We start from the raw sequence: 16,882 nt of genomic DNA, 5'->3' as shown, positions 1-16,882 counted from the left end.
ACGCCGGGGCGCCTGGGCGATCGACGCCGCGGTGCTGACCAGAGGACTCATCAGCACCTTGAGCACCAGCAGCCACACCAGTACCGGCGGGTGGGAAGCCGCCGGTCGCGCGGTCTACTCCGACGATTCGCCGTTCGAGTCCGGCTCGTCGCCGTCGCCTTCGGCGGACCCGTTCGAATCCATCTCGCGCAGCAAATTTTCCAGGGTGGCGCGGTTGATCCGCCGAAACGCCCGTCGCGGCCGGTTGACATCCAAGATCGCGACCTCCAGGCTCGCCACGTCCAGGGTGGACTGGTCGCCGTTGGAGGATTCACTGCCGGCCCGCAACGCTTTCACGGCGATGCGCGTGGCCTCGCGCAGGTTGGCGTTCTCGGCGTACGAGTCCTTGAGCGCGGTGGTGATCGGCTCGGTGGTGCCACCCATCACGACGAAATGGGGCTCGTCGGCGATCGATCCGTCATAGGTAATGCGGTACAACTCAGGCGGTTTCGTCTCGCCGTAGTGCGCCACCTCAGCGACGCACAATTCCACCTCGTAGGGCTTGGCCTGTTCGGTGAAGATGGTGCCCAGCGTCTGCGCGTAGACGTTGGCCAGCTGTCGGCCGGTGACGTCGCGACGGTCGTAGGCGTAGCCACGGGTATCGGCGAATTGGATTCCGCCCCGGCGCAAATTGTCGAATTCGTTGAACTTGCCCGCGGCGGCGAAGCCCACGCGATCGTAGAGTTCGCTGATCTTCTGCAGCGACCGCGACGGGTTCTCCGCGACGAAGAGCACACCGCCGGCGTAGACCAGGGCGACCACGCTCTTGCCCCGGGCGATGCCCTTGCGCGCGAGCTCGCTGCGCTCGCGCATCGCCTGTTCGGGCGAGATGAAATACGGGAAGCTCACTTTTCACCGCCATCGGGGCCGAAAGTGTCAGCGCGCGAACGGCTTTGGATCACCTCGCGAGCCAGTTCGGCGATGCGACCCTCGGCCACTTCCAGCGCCCCCTCGGCGCCGATCGTGACCGCCGTGGGATAGATGCCGCGGACCAGATCCGGACCGCCGGTCGCGGAGTCGTCGTCGGCCGCGTCGTAGAGCGCCTCGATCGCGACCCGCACCGCCGAATCGGCGTCGGTGACCTGCGAGTACAGCTTCTTCATGGACGACTTGGCGAAAATCGAGCCTGAGCCCACCGACTGGTAGCCCTCCTCCTCCAGGTTCCAACCGCCGGCCGCGTCGAACGACACGATGCGGCCGGCGCCTTCCGGATCGGCCGCGTCGATGTCGTAGCCCACCAGCAGCGGCAACGCCACCAGCCCCTGCATGGCGGCAGCCAGGTTGCCGCGCACCATGATCGCCAGCCGGTTCACCTTGCCGGCAAACGTCAGCGGCACGCCTTCGAGTTTCTCGTAGTGCTCCAGCTCCACCGCGTACAGGCGGGCGAATTCCACGGCGATGGCGGCGGTGCCGGCGATGCCGGTCGCGGTGTAGTCGTCGGTGATGTACACCTTCTTGACGTCGCGCCCGGCGATCATGTTGCCCTGCGTCGAGCGCCGGTCGCCGGCGAGCACCACGCCGCCGGGGTACTTCAGCGCGACGATGGTGGTCCCGTGGGGCAGCTGCGACGCGGCGCCTTCCGACTGGGATGCCCCGAGGCTGGCCGGCAGCAACTCCGGCGCCTGACGGCGCAGGAAGTCGGCGAACGACGAGAGGTCTATGGCGGGGTTTCCCGGAAGTGCGGAGTTGATGGGTAGGCGATCAGAGAACTGCCAGGTCACTGGCCGCCCTTTTGGACGTACGCCCGCACGAAGTCCTCGGCGTTCTCCTCGAGAACGTCATCGATCTCGTCGAGCAAGTCGTCGGTCTCCTCGGCCAGCTTCTCCCGGCGTTCTTGGCCCGCGGCCGTGCTGCCGGCGAAGTCGTCCTCGTCGCCGCCACCGCCGCCACGCTTGGTCTGCTCCTGAGCCATCGCCGCCTCCTGCGTTGTCTGGGCTTGTTGAATGGCTTTTCAATTGTCCAGCCACGCTGCCCGTTGGTCTTTCCTACCCTACCGGTCAACCCCGACGTTCCCCGGCTGAACCGGCGTCTAGCTGGTGAGTTGTTCGACCAGTTCCGCGGCGCTGTTCACCGAGTCCAGCAGCGCCCCCACGTGCGCTTTGCTGCCCCGCAGCGGCTCCAACGTCGGGATGCGAACCAGGGAATCGCCCCCCAGGTCGAAGATCACGGAGTCCCAACTGGCCGCGGCGATGTCGGCGCCGAACCGGCGCAGGCATTCGCCGCGGAAGTACGCGCGGGTGTCCGTCGGCGGACTGTCCACCGCTTCGAGCACCTGGTGCTCGGACACCAGGCGCTTCATCGAGCCCCGCGCGACCAACCGGTTGTACAGGCCCTTGTCCAGCCGGACGTCGGAATATTGCAGGTCGACCAGGTGCAGCCGCGGCGCCGACCAGCTCAGGTTTTCTCGCTGCCGGAACCCTTCGAGCAGGCGCAGTTTCGCGGGCCAGTCCAGCAGCTCCGCGCATTCCATCGGATCGCGCTCCAGTTGATCGAGCACGTGCGCCCACGTTTCGACGATGTCGGCCGCGCGCGGGTCGGGGTCGCGGCTGTCGACCAGCTTCGCCACCCGATCGAGGTAAACCCGTTGCAGCGCAAGCCCGGTCAGCTCTCGACCGTCGGCCAGGGCCACCGCGGTGCGCAGCGACGGGTCGCGGCTGATCGCGTGGACCGCGTGCACCGGCCGCGCCAAAACCAAATCGCTCAGGTCGATTCCGTGGGCGGGGCCCTCTTCGATCAAGTCCAGCACCAGCGACGTGGTGCCCAGCTTGAGATAGGTCGACGTCTCCGCGAGGTTGGCGTCGCCGATGATGACGTGCAGCCGCCGGTACCGGTCGGCGTCGGCGTGCGGCTCGTCGCGCGTGTTGATGATGCCGCGTTTGAGGGTGGTCTCCAGGCCGACCTCGACCTCGATGTAGTCCGAGCGCTGCGACAGCTGAAAGCCGGGCTCGTCACCGGAGGGTCCGATGCCGACGCGTCCGGAGCCGGTGACCACCTGCCGCGAGACCAGGAACGGGGTCAGCCCGGCGATGATCGACGAGAACGGCGTCTGCCGCGACATCAAATAGTTTTCGTGCGACCCGTAGGAGGCGCCCTTGCCGTCGACGTTGTTCTTGTAGAGCTGCAATTTCGCGGCCCCGGGCACGCTGGCGACGTGCCGGGCGGCGGCCTCCATCACCCGCTCGCCGGCCTTGTCCCAGATCACGGCATCCAGCGGGTCGGTGCATTCGGGGGCGGAGTATTCGGGGTGCGCGTGGTCGACGTAGAGCCGCGCCCCGTTGGTCAGGATCATGTTGGCCGCGCCGACCTCGTCGGCGTCGACCACCGGGGGCGGGCCGGCCGAGCGGCTCAGGTCGAAGCCGCGGGCGTCCCGCAGCGGCGATTCCACCTCGTAGTCCCAACGGGTGCGCTTGGCGCGCTGAATGCCGGCCGCGGCCGCATAGGCCAAAACCGCTTGCGTCGACGTGAGGATCGGGTTGGCCGTCGGGTCCGATGGCGAGGATATGCCGTATTCGACCTCCGTCCCGATAATCCTTTGCATGCTTCAAAGACTAGGCGAGGTGCGGAATTGACCTCCTCCCGGGCGTCGGCGCACTACAGCCTGCGCCGACAACGGGTTCGTCGATGGCCGCGGCCGCTGTTGACGTCGCTGACGGCGGTGATTAGCTTCACGGGATGACCGACCTATCCGGGAAGCGTTACGGCGAAGTGCTTCTCGTGACCCCCGGGGAGGCCGGACCGCAGGCCACGGTTTACAACAGCTTCCCGCTCAACGACTGTCCGGCCGAGCTGTGGTCGAAGCTCGACGCCCAGGCCATCGCAAAAGAACACGGGGCGGCCACGGCGTTGCTCAACGGTCCGCGCTACTGGCTGATGAACGCCATCGAGAAGCAGCAGCAGGGGCCGCAGATCACCAAGACCTTCGGCGGAATCGAGATGATTCAGCAGGCCACGGTCCTGCTGTCGTCGATGAACCCCGCGCCCTATACCGCCAATCAGGTCAACCGCCACACGGTCTTCGTCTTCAACCCGGGTGAAGAGGTCTACGAACTCCTCGATCCCGGCGGGCAGCGCTGGGTGATGCAGACCTGGAGCCAGGTCGCCGATCCCACACTGTCGCGCGCCGACCTGCCCGGCTTGGCCGCCCGGCTCAACCTGCCGCACGGGTGGGCCTACCAGCCGCGCCGGTTGACCGAGGAGTTGCGGGTGGACACCCGGACCCGTACCGCTCACGTCACGCAGGACGACTTGACGAACAGCTACTCGCTCCAGTTGGACTGACGCCGCGTCACAGGCGGTTTGCCATCCAACTCTGGTGCCGCACCGCCGCTTTGCGCGCGGTCTTGGCCAGCGCTCGGTCCGGCAGGTGACGGCCGAGCGCGTCGAGGACCAGCGCGGTCTCCGGCGCCGGATGACGCCAGATGTCGTCCAGCAACTGGGACGGGTCGGATAAACCAGCGAAGAGGCTGCACAACTCCTCGGGCGACTCCAACGACTCCGCGAGGACGTCGACGAGCACGGCAACGTCGACGAAGCTCGCGAGCGTCTCGGCGTCGGCGCGGTCCCGCTGGATCAGCCAGAGCGCGGCGTGGCCGGCGACCGGGCTGTCCAGCAGCTGACGAACGAAGGGTTCGGCGACGTCGAGGTCGAACTCGTTCAGGGCGACGAAGCCCATCGTCCGGCCGGCCGCGGTCTCCATGGTCGCGGCCGCCTCGGTGACCATCTGCACCCGCTCGGCGGCCGGCCGGTCGGACCGCCAGTTTGCTATCAACGGCACTTGAGTGTCCTTGCCCACCAACAACATTGCGCCGATCAGGTCCGTCGCATCCCAGTCGTTGATTCGGTCGAGACGGCGCAGCGCGAACCCGGCGTCCTCCAGGTATTCCGGCACGACGTGACGCCCCAGCGCGGTCAGTGCCACAGTCCCACCGGTCCAATTGCTAGGCCCAAGCGGCTGCCGCCGTTCGAGGGCGTCGGTCCAGTGCACCACACCGGCCTGCCGCAGAACGTCGAAGAGTCGGCCCATGTCGTCCTCGACGTATGCCTCCAGCGTGTCCTCCTCGTCGGCATACCAGCGCGGCGACGGCCGTTGCGCGGCAACCAGCGCGTGCACCCACTCCAGCAAGGATTCGAAGGGAAGTTTCGCGCCGTCTTGCAGCAGCGGCGCCAGCCAACACGCGATCCCGTCGTCGAGCAGGTCGTGCATGACGTTCTGCTCGGGATAGAGCTGCGCCCAATGCAACGACCGCAACGGACGTGACAAGAGGATCGCCGCGAACAGCGACTCCGCCCGCTCCACGGGCGAGCGCGTCCCCCACTCCTGCCCCGGCAGCACCCGGTGGCGATGCACGTCCACCGCGCCCGCCTCGATAGCCACTTGGATGAGGAAATTCAGGCGCCGCAGCGCCGCCGTCGACCGGGCCGGATATTTCAGCTCGCCCAACTCGAAATCCAACACGTCGCCGGTGTCGAGGCGCTCCACCAGCGCGCGACCATCAGCAAGTTCGAGTTCGCCCTTGTCGGTGAGCGGCTTGCCGTCCGGCCCGAGATAGTCGCGCAAGGCATCGAGTTTGGCGAGCAGCGGGACCGCCGTCGCGGCGGCCGCCAGGTCGGTCGCGGACGGCGGAACGTAGAGGAACGGCAGTTCGAAGGGCTCCGGCGCGTCGCCCGGGTCCGGAAGATCCTCGACAACGGTAGGGTCGCGTGCTTCGGCCAGCAGGGTCGGTGCAAGGTCGTCGGCCAGCCTGCGCAACCTCGCGGCGCGGTCGGCACCGCCGACCAGACGCCCCGTTGCCTCCATGAAGTCGACGTATACGCCGACCGCGAAGCACAGGCTGACGGCGTCCTCCGGCCGGCCTTCGAACCGTCGCGGACACCACTCCAGCAAAAATTCCGCGATATCGCCGGGCGCGAAATCGTCGAGAACACCGGTGGAGTCGAAGTAACGCCAGTCCAGAAGGACGGCGACGTCGGAGACGACCGCCTCCCGGTCCGAGTCGAGTCCGGCCCACCAACCGTCGAGCTCGTCCAATAGCACGCCACGAACCTGGTCGTAGGCGTCGTCGTCACCCGGAGCCTCAAAGCGGAGCCGCACGGGTGCGACGCTAGCCGGTTGCGCCGACAAATGTTTACAAGTACTGACCCAGGTTCGACTCGGTGTCGATGGCCCGCGACGCGCTCGAGCTCTTGCCGGTGACCAGCGTGCGGATGTAGACGATCCGCTCGCCCTTCTTGCCCGAAATCCGCGCCCAGTCATCGGGGTTGGTGGTGTTGGGCAGGTCCTCGTTCTCGGCGAACTCGTCGACGATCGAGTCGAGCAGATGCTGGATGCGCAGGCCCGGTTGACCGGTTTCCAGCACCGACTTGATCGCGTTCTTCTTCGCCCGGTCGACGACGTTCTGGATCATCGCCCCGGAGTTGAAGTCCTTGAAGTACATGACTTCCTTGTCACCGTTGGCGTAGGTGACCTCCAGGAACCGGTTGTCGTCGATCTCGGCGTACATCCGCTCGACGACCTTTTCGATCATCGCCTTGATGCAGGTGGTGCGGTCACCACCGAACTCGGCGAGGTCGTCGGCGTGCAGCGGCAGCGCCTCGGTCAGGTACTTCGAGAAGATGTCTTGCGCCGCTTCGGCATCCGGCCGCTCGATCTTGATCTTCACGTCGAGGCGCCCGGGCCGCAGGATGGCGGGGTCGATCATATCCTCGCGGTTGGAGGCGCCGATCACGATGACGTTCTCCAGTCCCTCCACACCGTCGATCTCGCTGAGCAGCTGCGGGACCACCGTCGTCTCGACGTCCGAGGACACCCCGGTGCCACGGGTGCGGAATATCGAGTCCATCTCGTCGAAGAACACGATCACCGGTGTGCCTTCCGACGCCTTCTCGCGGGCGCGCTGGAAAATCAGCCGGATGTGGCGCTCGGTCTCGCCGACGAACTTGTTCAGCAGCTCGGGGCCCTTGATGTTCAAGAAGTACGACTTGGCCTCGCGGGCGTCGTCGCCGCGCACCTCGGCCATCTTTTTGGCCAACGAGTTCGCGACCGCCTTGGCGATCAGCGTCTTACCGCAACCGGGCGGACCGTAGAGCAGCACACCCTTGGGCGGACGCAGCGCGTACTCCCGGTACAGCTCCTTGTGCAGGAAGGGCAGCTCCACGGCGTCGCGGATCTGCTCGATCTGGCGGGTCAGGCCGCCGATGTCCAGGTAGCTGACATCGGGCACCTCTTCGAGCACCAGGTCCTCGACCTCGGCCTTGGGGATGCGCTCGAAGGCGTAGCCGGCCTTGGTGTCGACCAGCAGCGAGTCGCCCGGGCGCAGCTTGCGGGGCCGGGTGTCGTCGTTGAGAGCGTCGGGATGACCGTCGGGCAGGTTCTCGGCGACCAGCGGCTCGGCGAGCCAGACGATGCGTTCCTCGTCGGCGTGGCCGACGACCAGTGCCCGGTGCCCGTCGGCCAAGAGCTCACGCAGCGTGGAGATCTCGCCGACCGACTCGAACGTGCCCGCTTCCACGACGGTGAGAGCCTCGTTGAGGCGAACGGTCTGGCCCTTGCGCAGCAGCCCGACTTCGATGTTCGGCGAGCACGTCAGGCGCATCTTGCGGCCGGACGTGAACACGTCGACCGTGTCGTCCTCGTGCGCCCCGAGCAGCACACCGTAGCCGCTGGGCGGCTGCCCCAGCCGGTCGACTTCCTCACGCAACGCCAGCAGTTGCTGGCGGGCCTCTTTGAGGGTCTCCATCAACTTCGAGTTGCGGGAGGCGAGGGAGTCGATGCGCGCTTCAAGCTGATGCACATCGCGGGCGGAGCGGGCGCCGCCTTGCGTGCCGACCGCATGATCGAGTTGCTCGCGCAACATCGCGGCCTCACGGCGTAATTGCTCCAACTCGGCCTCGTCGGCGCTGGACATGTCTGATTCGTGGGGGGTTCCGAATGCTTCAGAACGCTCTGAGCTACCCATCTTGCGCTCCTTTCCCACCCCGAATTGGCGCGGCGGATACTTCAACGCTACCGGCGATTGACGATTGATGTGCGTAGTCAAATACCCACGAAAAGTTAAGATTTTCGTCACGCTGGTAATCTCGGCCACTAATCGTGATGATCGAAAGGGCCTTGGGAGGTGGCAGAGTGACCGCAAAGAGCCTCGCCACAGGCTCGCCTCGCGTCGCAGTCACCGTCGGCGCCGCCGGTGTGACTTCAGTTGCACCCATCGGCCCGACCTTAGCGACATCGCTCCCACCCGAAGCGGCCAGCGCCGCCTAGCCGGCCGACCGACTGGATGCACCGACCACTGTCCGTAGCGCTCAGCACCGCCACCGTCCTGGCGGCGGTCGGGCTCGCCGCGTGTTCGTCGAAGCACCCTGCGAGCGAGTCGTCGACCGTCTCTTCGCTGCCACCGGCCACGTCCAGTCCAGTTGCCGCGCCCGTCACGGCTCCCCTACCACCCCCCGAAGCACTCACCGACGTCCTCGCCCGGCTGGCCGATCCGAACGTCCCCGGCGACGCCAAGGTGAGCCTGGTGGAGGGCGCCACGCCGGAGAGCGCGGCCACGCTGGACAAATTCACCAACGCCTTGCGGGACAACGGCTACCTGCCCATGACATTCGCCGCGAACGACATCGCGTGGTCGGACAAGAACCCGTCGAATGTGAAGGCCAGCATCGCCGTCCACACCGCCCAGGCCAACAACGCCAACTTCACCTTCCCGATGGAGTTCGCACCCTTCCAAGGCGGCTGGCAGCTCTCCCGGCGCACCGCCGAAATGCTGCTGGCCCTGGGCAAGTCGTCGGCGGCCCCGACGTCCGGAGCTCCCGCGGGCCCGCCCGAACCCGCACCGCCGCCCCCGGAATCCCCCGCGCCACCGGCCCCGCCGCCGCCCCCGCCCGAACCCGCTCCCTCCCAGAACCCGCCAGGTTGACCCGCGGAATGTGGATCGGCTGGCTCGAGTTCGACGTCTTGCTGGGCGACGTTCGCTCACTCAAACAGAAGCGATCGGTGATCCGTCCCGTCGTCGCCGAATTGCAGCGCAGGTTCAGCATGTCGGCGGCCGAGACCGGTTCGCATGATCTGTATCGACGGGCCGGCATCGGCGTCGCCCTGGTCTCCGGTGATCGCGGCCACGCGGTCGACGTCCTGGATGCGGCCGAGCGGCTGGTGGCCGCGCATCCCGAGTTCGAACTGCTGTCGGTGCGACGCTCCCTGCTGCGCAGCGACGATATGGACTAACCGTCGCGGCCCACGCGCTTGCGCCCCAGCGGCGCGGGCGCAACCACCCCGGGCGCAAGCCGTCGCGTGAAGATCAGGAAAGCCGTGTGCCCCCGCATCGAATGCTGCGGCCGCACCGCCAGCCCGACGACGTTCCAACCGCGTTGCAACGTCTCCCAGGACCGCGGCTCGGTCCAGCACTGCTGCGCCCGCAGCGCCTCGACGGCGCGTGACAGTTGGGTGACGGTGGCCACATAGATCATCAGCACCCCACCGGGTGTCAGCAGCCGCGCGACCGACTCCAGCACATCCCACGGCGCGAGCATGTCGAGCACGGCGCGATCGAAGGATCCGTCCGGCAGCTCGGAGGCGGCCACATCGCTGACGATCAATTCCCAGTTGTCCGGCACGGCGCCGCCGGAGAACACCGACACGTTGCGTTCGGCGTGTTCGGCGTGGTCGGCGCGCTGCTCGTAGGAGACCACCCGCCCGCCGGGCCCGACCGCGCGCAGCAGCGGACAAGTCAGCGCGCCCGAACCGGCGCCGGCCTCCAACACCCGGGCTCCGGGGAAGATGTCGCCCTCGTGGACGATCTGAGCCGCGTCCTTCGGGTAGATCACCTGCGGCCCGCGGGGCATCGACATCACGTAGTCGATCAGCAGGGGCCGTAGCACCAAGTACGCGGCGCCGTTGCTGGACTTGATCACGCTGCCCTGCTCGAGCCCGATGACCGCGTCGTGCGGGATCGACCCGCGATGGGTGTGGAACTCGGCGCCCTCGGCGAGCACCATCGTGTAGTGCCGACCCTTGGCGTCGGTGAGCTGAATACGCTCGCCCACGGTGAACGGGCCGGTTGCGGACACGCGGTATAGCGTGCCAGCCGACTCGCCCCCTCGGGTGCTTGGGGGTTGTCCGCGCCCGGTCATAGGCTTCCGACATGATCGTCCAGCCGGAGGCCCTGCAGTCGGTGACGGGCCGGGCGCGGCAGGTGTCCCGCCCCGCGCTGTCACCGTCGCGCGCCGCGGACTTCAAGCAATGCCCCCTGCTGTACCGGTTCCGGGCCATCGACCGCCTGCCCGAGGCCCCGTCGCCGGCGCAGCTGCGCGGATCGCTCGTTCACGCCGCCCTCCAGCAGCTCTACGGCCTGCCCGCCGCGCAGCGCGGTCCCGACACCGCCCTGTCGCTGGTGCAGCCCGCGTGGGAGCAGGTGATGGCCGCGACGCCGGAGCTCACCGCCGACCTGGACCCGGCCCAGCGCACCCAGCTGCTGGCCGAGGCCCAGGCGCTGCTCGCCGGCTACTACCGCCTCGAAGACCCGACCCGTTTCGACCCGCAATGCTGCGAAGAACGCGTGGAGGTCGAACTCGCCGACGGCACGCTGCTGCGGGGCTTCATCGACCGCATCGACGTCGCGGCCACCGGAGAACTCCGGGTGGTCGACTACAAGACCGGCAAGGCGCCACCGGAGGCGCGGGCCCTGGCCGAGTTCAAGGCCATGTTTCAGATGAAGTTCTACGCGGTGGCGCTGTTGCGGTCGCGCGGTGTGCCGCCCACCCGGCTGCGGCTGATTTACCTGGCCGACGGCCAGGTGCTGGACTATTCGCCGGATCACGACGAGTTGCTGCGCTTCGAGAAGACCCTGATCGCGATCTGGCGCGCCATCCAATCCGCCGGCCAGACCGGCGATTTCCGTCCCACCCAGTCGCGATTGTGCGACTGGTGTCCCCACCAGCAGCTCTGCCCGCTTTTCGGTGGAACACCGCCGCCCTACCCGGGTTGGCCGGAATCATTTGACGCGCACAGTGATTCACGCTCGAGCGAGCCGGCGGCGTAGCAGTCTAGTCGAGCGCCGACATCTCCTGCAGCACGGTCGGAATGAGCTCGCTGACCGTGGGATGGATGTGCATGGTGCGTGAGAGCGTGGTGTAGGGCGCGTTGGCCGACATGACGTCCAGGATGCAGTGAATGGCCTCGTCGCCGCCGACCCCAAAGATGGCGGCCCCCAGGATCTCCTCGGTTTCGGCGTCGACCACGACTTTCATGAAGCCTTGTGTCTCACCCTTTTCGACCGCCCGGCCGACCCTGGTCATCGGCCGCTTGCCGACGAGCGCCTTGCGTCCCGACGCGCGAACCTGATCGACGGTCAGGCCGGCGCGGCCCAGCGGCGGGTCGATGTAGAGCGCATAGGTGGTGATGCGGTCGCTCACCCGCCGCGGGTCGTCATCGAGCAGATTGGCGGCGACGATCTCGAAGTCGTTGTATGACGTGTGGGTGAACGCGCCCCTGCCGTTGCAGTCGCCCATCGCCCAGATGTGCTCGACGCTGGTCTTGAGCTGGTCGTCGACCACGATGTAGCCGTGGGCGTCGGTCCGCACACCGGCGGCTTCCAGGCCCAGGTCGTCGGTGTTGGGGCGCCGGCCGACCGCCAGCAGCAGGTGACTCCCCCGGACGGGAGCGGCGCCGTCGCGGGGGGTGATCTCAAACCCGTTGTCGGTCTTGGTGATTCGCATGTCATCAGCACCGACGATGATGTCGATGCCCTCGGCTCGCAAGATGTCTTCGATGGTGGCCGAGACGTCCTCGTCTTCGCGGGACGCCAACCGCGGGCCACGCTCCACCACCGTCACCCGCGCCCCGAAGCGCCGGTACATCTGCGCGAACTCCAGCGCGATGTAGCTACCCCCCACGATGACGAGATGCGTTGGCAGCGTGTCGAGTTCGAGGATGGACACGTTGGTGAGGAACTCGACCTCGTCCAGGCCCGGAATGTCGGGCACCACGGCGCGGCCGCCGACGTTGAGGAAGATGCGCTCGGCGCGCAGCACGTCGTCACCGACCCGCACGGTGTGCGGATCCTCGAACACGGCGTGCCCACGAACGACGGTGCAGTCGTCCATGCCCTCGAGCCAATCTTCGACGCCCTTGCGATCGCCCAGCATGATCTCGTCCTTGCGGGCCTTGACTTTCGCCATGTCCACGCTGATCTCGCCGGTGCCGACGCCGTAGTCCGCGCCGCGCCGCGCCAGGTGGGCGGCGTGGGCGGAGGCCACCAGCGTCTTGGTCGGGATGCATCCGGTGTTGACGCAGGTGCCGCCAATCAGTTTGCGTTCGACGACCGCGACGCGCTGCCCGGCTGCCGTCAGCCGCCCCGCCAACGGCGGGCCCGCCTGGCCCGCGCCGACGATGATCGCGTCGAAATGTTCTGTCACTTAACCGCCGTCAGCAGGTACTCCGTCAGCACGTGGCCCGTCACCGCCACGATGACGAATCCCCCGACGATCGCGACCGCGTCCTCGAGCAGCGCGATGGGCAGGTCCTTGCCCGCCACCGCGGCCAGCCGCTTGCGCGCCTGGTAGCCGCCGAGGGTGCCGAGCACCGCGCCGATGACGCCGGCGCCGAGCGCGGTAAACGTCCAGTGCGGCCAGGCGCCCAGCGCCGCCCCCGCGAGACCGCCCGTGACGATGCGGGCCGCGAAGATCGGCGTCGCCGTGCGGGCCGGGGTCTTGGGCAGCTTGTCGTTGATCAGTTCGCCGACGGCGAGGACGGTGAAGACCACCACCGCGACGATGCTTCCCATCCAGGACGCCCAGGTGCCGTGCAGGTCGATCCAACCAAGAAGAGCGGGGGCGGCGGCCCAGGCGACCACGGCGGGCGCCGTCAGCGAACGCAGCCCGGCAACGACGCCAATCAACAAAGCCAGCAACACAACAAGCGCGTGAGTCACGAAGACCTCCTGGAGGACGAAACAGCCGGCGACCTTTTCAGGGACGGCCCACACGCCAACCCGGGCAATCCCCCGAGGCGGACGCTAACACAGCCGCGGCGGTCGCACCGCGTGTGCAATCAGAACCGGCAAAACCTGATATCGGACGCCAGAATCGCCTTGGCGCCGATGGCGGCCAGCTCATCCATGATTTCGTTCACGCCCCGGCGCGGGACCAGCGCCCGGATGGCAACCCAATCCGGATCGGCCAGGGGCGCAATGGTCGGCGACTCCAGGCCCGGCGTGATCGCGGTGGCCTTGTCCAGCACCGAGCGCGGGCAGTCGTAGTCGAGCATCAGATACTGCTGACCGAAGACCACACCCTGGATGCGCGCCACCAGCTGATCGCGCGCGGCCTGCGTCCCGGACCGGCTGCTGTGGTCGCTCTCGATCAGCACGGCTTCCGAATCGCACAGCGGATCACCGAACGCCACCAGGTTGTGCAGGCTCAGGGTGCGCCCGGACCCGACCACGTCGGCGATGGCGTCGGCGACACCGAGTTGCACCGAGATCTCCACCGCGCCGTCCAGTCGGATGACGGTCGCCTCAATACCGCGCCCCGCCAAGTCTTTTCGCACCAAGTTGGGGTACGCCGTGGCCACCCGCTTGCCGGCCAGATCGGCGATCTTCCAGTCCCGCCCGGCCGGGGCGGCGTAGCGAAAACTCGACGACCCGAATCCCAGCGCCAGACGTTCCCGCACCGGGGCGTCGGAATCGCCCACCAGGTCGCGCCCGGTGATGCCGAAATCCAGCTCGCCCGAACCCACATAGATGGCAATGTCTTTGGGCCGCAGGAAGAAGAACTCGACCTGATTGGCCGGGTCGATGACGGTCAGGTCCTTGGAGTCGGTGCGGCGCCGGTAGCCGGCCTCCGCCAAGATCTCGGTGGCCGGCTCGCTCAGCGTGCCCTTGTTGGGAACCGCAACCCGCAGCATGGTCACAGCTTCCGATACACGTCGTCGAGGGACAGCCCGCGCGCGACCATCAGCACTTGCGTCCAGTAGAGCAACTGGCTGATCTCCCCGGCCAGCGCGTCGTCGGGTTCGTGTTCGGCGGCCAGCCACACCTCGCCGGCTTCCTCGAGGATCTTTTTACCCAGCCCGTGGATGCCGCCGTCCAGCGCGGCGACCGTCGCGCTGCCGGCCGGCCGGGTGCGGGCACGCTCGCCGAGTTCGGCGAACAGATCCTCGAAGGTCTTCACGGCCAGCGATTGTTTCACGCGGCGGTCGGCAAAGTCACGGCGGTTTCGGTCGGGGCCGCCCGGTTCAGTCGAATCCGGCGAGAGTGAGCCGCAGCGCTTGTTCCAATTGTTCGTGAAAAGCCGGGCTTTCGCCGATATCCGAGGACAGCCACCCGTCGAGGACGAATTGGACTGTGGCCAAACTGGTGTGGACCAACAACGCGGGTCGAATGTCGCCCCGCGCATCGACACCCATCCGGTGAGCGACTTGCTCGATCAGCGTGCCGTGATCGGTTTCGCTGACCAAGACGGATTTGCTCAACAGGTGGGGCGCGGTGGCGACGGCGTGACGCCAGGTATCGAGGTTGGCGACGTTGCTGACATCCCTGGCGTGCGTGACGAACAGCTGGATCAATGCTTCGACCGGTGACTCGTGGGGCGGCCGGGCGCTGTACGAACCCACGATCTCGGCGGCCGCCTCCCGAACGGGATCGACGAGCAGGCCCTCCTTGGTGGGCGCATACCGGAAATACGTGCTGATGGAGACCCCGGCGGCCGACGCGATGTCCTCGGTCGTCACCGCCTCGAAGCCCCGCTCGGCGAAGAGCTGGTGCGCGGTCTGCTGGATCTGGGAAAGCAGCTCAGCACGGCGTCGGTCCCGCAACGAACCGGTGTTTGCTGAGGGCATGCCATCACCTTCGTCAATCCGACATTAGAACCCCGCGATGCCGTCCAGCGACGATCTCAGATGAGGGACTCTACACTATTGAAAGTCCCTATCAAATAGGCTAGTGTGATGCAGCACACACCGATGAACTGCAGAGCCTTGGCGCTTGTTGACACTATTTTAATAAAAATAGGGTCCCAACGGCTACCCAACGGCCTCTGCTCGGCGCTCAGGACTTAGGGGTGGGAAGAGGGCCGATGAGCGGTAGCCGGTACGCGATGACCTGTGCCACGGGTTTGCTAGACCGACCGCGGGTCGCGCCGCTATGACGACGGCACAGCTTGACGGCGTTGTCGCCATCCGGAACTGGTCGGTCGGGTACGTCAGACGTCATCCGGTCGCCTCACTGACGACGGTGGGCGAACAGTTCGTCCTGGGCGTGCGCACGGTTCAATATTTCTTCGTCGACCTGATCACCGGACGATTCCAATGGCACGAATTCGTCCGGCAGGGCGCGTTCATGGCCGGCACCGCGGTGCTACCGACGATCCTGGTCTCGCTGCCGATCAGCGTCACCCTGTCCATCCAATTCGCGCTGCTGGCCGGCCAGGTCGGCGCCACCTCGCTGGCCGGCGCGGCGAGCGGGCTCGCGGTCATTCGGCAGGGCGCGTCGTTGGTGGCGGCGGTGCTCATGGCGTCGGCCGTCGGGTCGGCCATCACCGCCGATCTCGGTTCGCGCACCATGCGCGAGGAAACCGACGCGATGGAGGTGATGGGGGTCTCGGTGATCCGGCGCCTGGTCGTCCCCCGCTTCGCCGCGGCGGTGATGATCGGTGTGGCCCTCACCGGCGTCGTGTGCTTCGCCGGATTCTTCGCGAGCTACATGTTCAACGTGTACTTCCAGAACGGCGCGCCGGGCAGCTTCGTGTCGACGTTCGCGTCGTTCGCGACGACCGGCGACATGATTCTCGCGCTGCTGAAGGCGATCGTGTTCGGCGCGATCGTGGCCGTCGTGTCCAGCCAAAAAGGCTTGTCCACCAAGGGCGGACCGACGGGCGTCGCGAACTCGGTGAACGCCGCCGTCGTCGAGGCGATCCTGCTGCTGATGATCGTCAACGTCGCCATCAGCCAGCTCTACATCCTGTTGTCGCCCAGGACGGGGCTCTGACGTGACGGCCTCGGCGTATGAGCCTTTCGCACCGATTTCGACGCCGCTCGTCCGGCTCTACCGCAGGGGCAAGGTGCCGATCATCCGGCTCGGCCATCTGCTGGTCTTCTTCGTCCGGGCCGCGGTCGCCGTGCCGCTCGCCGTGCGCCAGTACAGCGGCGAATTTCTGCGGCTCCTGTCGAACATCACCTGGGGCAACGGCTCGATCGTGGTCGGTGGCGGCACCGCCGGCGTGGCGGTGGTGCTAGGCATGACGGTCGGCGCACTCGTCGGCATCGAGGGCTATAACTTCCTCGACCTGCTCGGCCTCGGCCCCGCCACCGGGTTCGTCTCCTCGTTGGTCAATACCCGCGAGCTGGCGCCGTTGATGGCATCGCTGGCCTTCGCCATGCAGGGCGGTTGCCGCTTCACCGCCCAGCTGGGATCCATGCGCATCGCCGAGGAGATCGACGCGTTGGAGTCGATCGCGATCCGCCCGATCCCCTACCTGGTGACCACCCGGCTGATCGCCTCGGTGGTGGCGATCATCCCGCTGTACGCCGCGTGCCTGGCGATCGGCTACCTGAGCACGCAAGTGGTGGTGGGGATCGGCAGCGGTGGCTCGACCGGGTCCTACCTGCACTACTTCACGCTGATGCTGGCCGGCCAGGACATCGTCTACTCGTTGATCAAGGCCGTCATCTTCGTGTGGATCGCGTCGACGATCCAGTGCTACTACGGGTATTACGCGAGCGGCGGACCCGAAGGCGTCGGCGTCGCCGCGGGGCACGGCATGCGGGCCAGCATCACGGTCGTGATCATCGTGAACATGCTGCTCACCATGGCGCTGTGGGGCGTCGACTCCGGCGCAAGGTTTGGCGGTTAGA

General features: G+C 67.2%; 18 protein-coding genes. 6 read left to right on the top strand and 12 right to left on the bottom strand.

Going from position 1 to position 16,882, the window contains the following annotated elements:
• Positions 1-114 precede the first annotated feature (114 nt).
• The 4 genes from prcA to dop form a co-directional block, all read right to left on the bottom strand.
• Positions 115-888, bottom strand: coding sequence for a proteasome subunit alpha (prcA, locus tag JF781_RS15785; RefSeq protein ID WP_225326855.1), 774 nt, complete (start codon positions 886-888; stop codon positions 115-117).
• Positions 885-1,760 carry a proteasome subunit beta gene (prcB, locus tag JF781_RS15780; RefSeq protein WP_225326856.1) on the bottom strand — a complete coding sequence of 292 codons (876 nt, stop codon included), beginning with the start codon at positions 1,758-1,760 and terminating at the stop codon, positions 885-887. Before prcB ends, prcA begins: the two co-directional genes overlap by 4 nt.
• A complete protein-coding gene (locus JF781_RS15775) occupies positions 1,757-1,951 on the bottom strand; it encodes a ubiquitin-like protein Pup (RefSeq protein WP_009953377.1) in 195 nt (64 codons plus the stop codon). The genes prcB and JF781_RS15775 overlap by 4 nt, the downstream gene beginning before the upstream one ends.
• 117 nt (positions 1,952-2,068) lie before the next feature.
• A complete protein-coding gene (gene dop, locus JF781_RS15770) occupies positions 2,069-3,577 on the bottom strand; it encodes a pup deamidase/depupylase (protein ID WP_225326857.1) in 1,509 nt (502 codons plus the stop codon).
• A gap of 134 nt (positions 3,578-3,711) precedes the next feature.
• On the opposite strand from dop, the gene JF781_RS15765 reads away from it, so the two are divergent.
• A complete protein-coding gene (locus tag JF781_RS15765) occupies positions 3,712-4,317 on the top strand; it encodes a hypothetical protein (RefSeq protein WP_225326858.1) in 606 nt (201 codons plus the stop codon).
• A 7-nt stretch (positions 4,318-4,324) separates the two neighbouring features.
• Here the strand turns inward: JF781_RS15765 and JF781_RS15760 are convergent, their stop codons facing one another.
• Positions 4,325-6,130, bottom strand: coding sequence for a hypothetical protein (locus tag JF781_RS15760; RefSeq protein ID WP_225326859.1), 1,806 nt, complete (start codon positions 6,128-6,130; stop codon positions 4,325-4,327).
• A gap of 34 nt (positions 6,131-6,164) precedes the next feature.
• Positions 6,165-7,994 carry a proteasome ATPase gene (arc, locus tag JF781_RS15755; RefSeq protein ID WP_225326860.1) on the bottom strand — a complete coding sequence of 610 codons (1,830 nt, stop codon included), beginning with the start codon at positions 7,992-7,994 and terminating at the stop codon, positions 6,165-6,167.
• Between the two features lie 318 nt (positions 7,995-8,312).
• On the opposite strand from arc, the gene JF781_RS15750 reads away from it, so the two are divergent.
• Both JF781_RS15750 and JF781_RS15745 read left to right on the top strand, forming a co-directional pair.
• Positions 8,313-8,951, top strand: a complete 639-nt coding sequence (locus tag JF781_RS15750) for a hypothetical protein (protein WP_225326861.1) — start codon at positions 8,313-8,315, stop codon at positions 8,949-8,951.
• 8 nt (positions 8,952-8,959) lie between these two features.
• Entirely contained in the window at positions 8,960-9,259 is a 300-nt protein-coding gene (locus JF781_RS15745) for a DUF503 domain-containing protein (protein WP_225326862.1), read from the top strand.
• On the opposite strand, the gene trmI is transcribed toward JF781_RS15745, so the two are convergent.
• Positions 9,256-10,101, bottom strand: a complete 846-nt coding sequence (gene trmI, locus JF781_RS15740; protein ID WP_225326863.1) for a tRNA (adenine(58)-N(1))-methyltransferase TrmI — start codon at positions 10,099-10,101, stop codon at positions 9,256-9,258. The two genes, JF781_RS15745 and trmI, sit on opposite strands and share 4 nt — an antisense overlap.
• A 74-nt stretch (positions 10,102-10,175) precedes the next feature.
• On the opposite strand from trmI, the gene JF781_RS15735 reads away from it, so the two are divergent.
• Positions 10,176-11,072 carry a RecB family exonuclease gene (locus JF781_RS15735; protein WP_225326864.1) on the top strand — a complete coding sequence of 299 codons (897 nt, stop codon included), beginning with the start codon at positions 10,176-10,178 and terminating at the stop codon, positions 11,070-11,072.
• Between the two features lie 4 nt (positions 11,073-11,076).
• Here JF781_RS15735 and JF781_RS15730 read toward each other — a convergent pair whose 3' ends face one another.
• The 5 genes from JF781_RS15730 to JF781_RS15710 all read right to left on the bottom strand — a co-directional run bounded on the left by JF781_RS15730 (position 11,077) and on the right by JF781_RS15710 (position 14,869).
• Positions 11,077-12,447 carry an FAD-containing oxidoreductase gene (locus JF781_RS15730; protein WP_225326865.1) on the bottom strand — a complete coding sequence of 457 codons (1,371 nt, stop codon included), beginning with the start codon at positions 12,445-12,447 and terminating at the stop codon, positions 11,077-11,079.
• Entirely contained in the window at positions 12,444-12,962 is a 519-nt protein-coding gene (locus JF781_RS15725) for a DUF4126 domain-containing protein (protein ID WP_225326866.1), read from the bottom strand. The genes JF781_RS15730 and JF781_RS15725 overlap by 4 nt, the downstream gene beginning before the upstream one ends.
• Positions 12,963-13,081: 119 nt before the next feature.
• Complete coding sequence (hisG, locus tag JF781_RS15720) at positions 13,082-13,936, bottom strand: ATP phosphoribosyltransferase (protein ID WP_225326867.1); 855 nt, start codon at positions 13,934-13,936, stop codon at positions 13,082-13,084.
• Positions 13,937-13,938: 2 nt separating this feature from the next.
• Positions 13,939-14,220: a phosphoribosyl-ATP diphosphatase gene (locus JF781_RS15715; protein WP_225326868.1), complete on the bottom strand. Its 282-nt coding sequence runs from the start codon at positions 14,218-14,220 to the stop codon at positions 13,939-13,941.
• Positions 14,221-14,266: 46 nt separating this feature from the next.
• The gene (locus JF781_RS15710) at positions 14,267-14,869 is read right to left on the bottom strand and encodes a TetR family transcriptional regulator (RefSeq protein ID WP_225326869.1); all 603 of its coding nucleotides are present in this window, start codon (positions 14,867-14,869) and stop codon (positions 14,267-14,269) included.
• Positions 14,870-15,173: 304 nt separating this feature from the next.
• On the opposite strand from JF781_RS15710, the gene JF781_RS15705 reads away from it, so the two are divergent.
• Together JF781_RS15705 and JF781_RS15700 are read left to right on the top strand one after the other, a co-directional pair.
• Complete coding sequence (locus JF781_RS15705) at positions 15,174-16,016, top strand: ABC transporter permease (protein ID WP_225326870.1); 843 nt, start codon at positions 15,174-15,176, stop codon at positions 16,014-16,016.
• A 1-nt stretch (position 16,017) separates the two neighbouring features.
• The gene (locus tag JF781_RS15700) at positions 16,018-16,881 is read left to right on the top strand and encodes an ABC transporter permease (protein WP_014711536.1); all 864 of its coding nucleotides are present in this window, start codon (positions 16,018-16,020) and stop codon (positions 16,879-16,881) included.
• Position 16,882 lies beyond the last annotated feature (1 nt).

Source organism: Mycobacterium sp. WUMAC-067 (genome assembly GCF_020217485.1).
Lineage (GTDB): Bacteria > Actinomycetota > Actinomycetes > Mycobacteriales > Mycobacteriaceae > Mycobacterium.
This window is presented reverse-complemented; position numbering and strand designations above follow the sequence as displayed.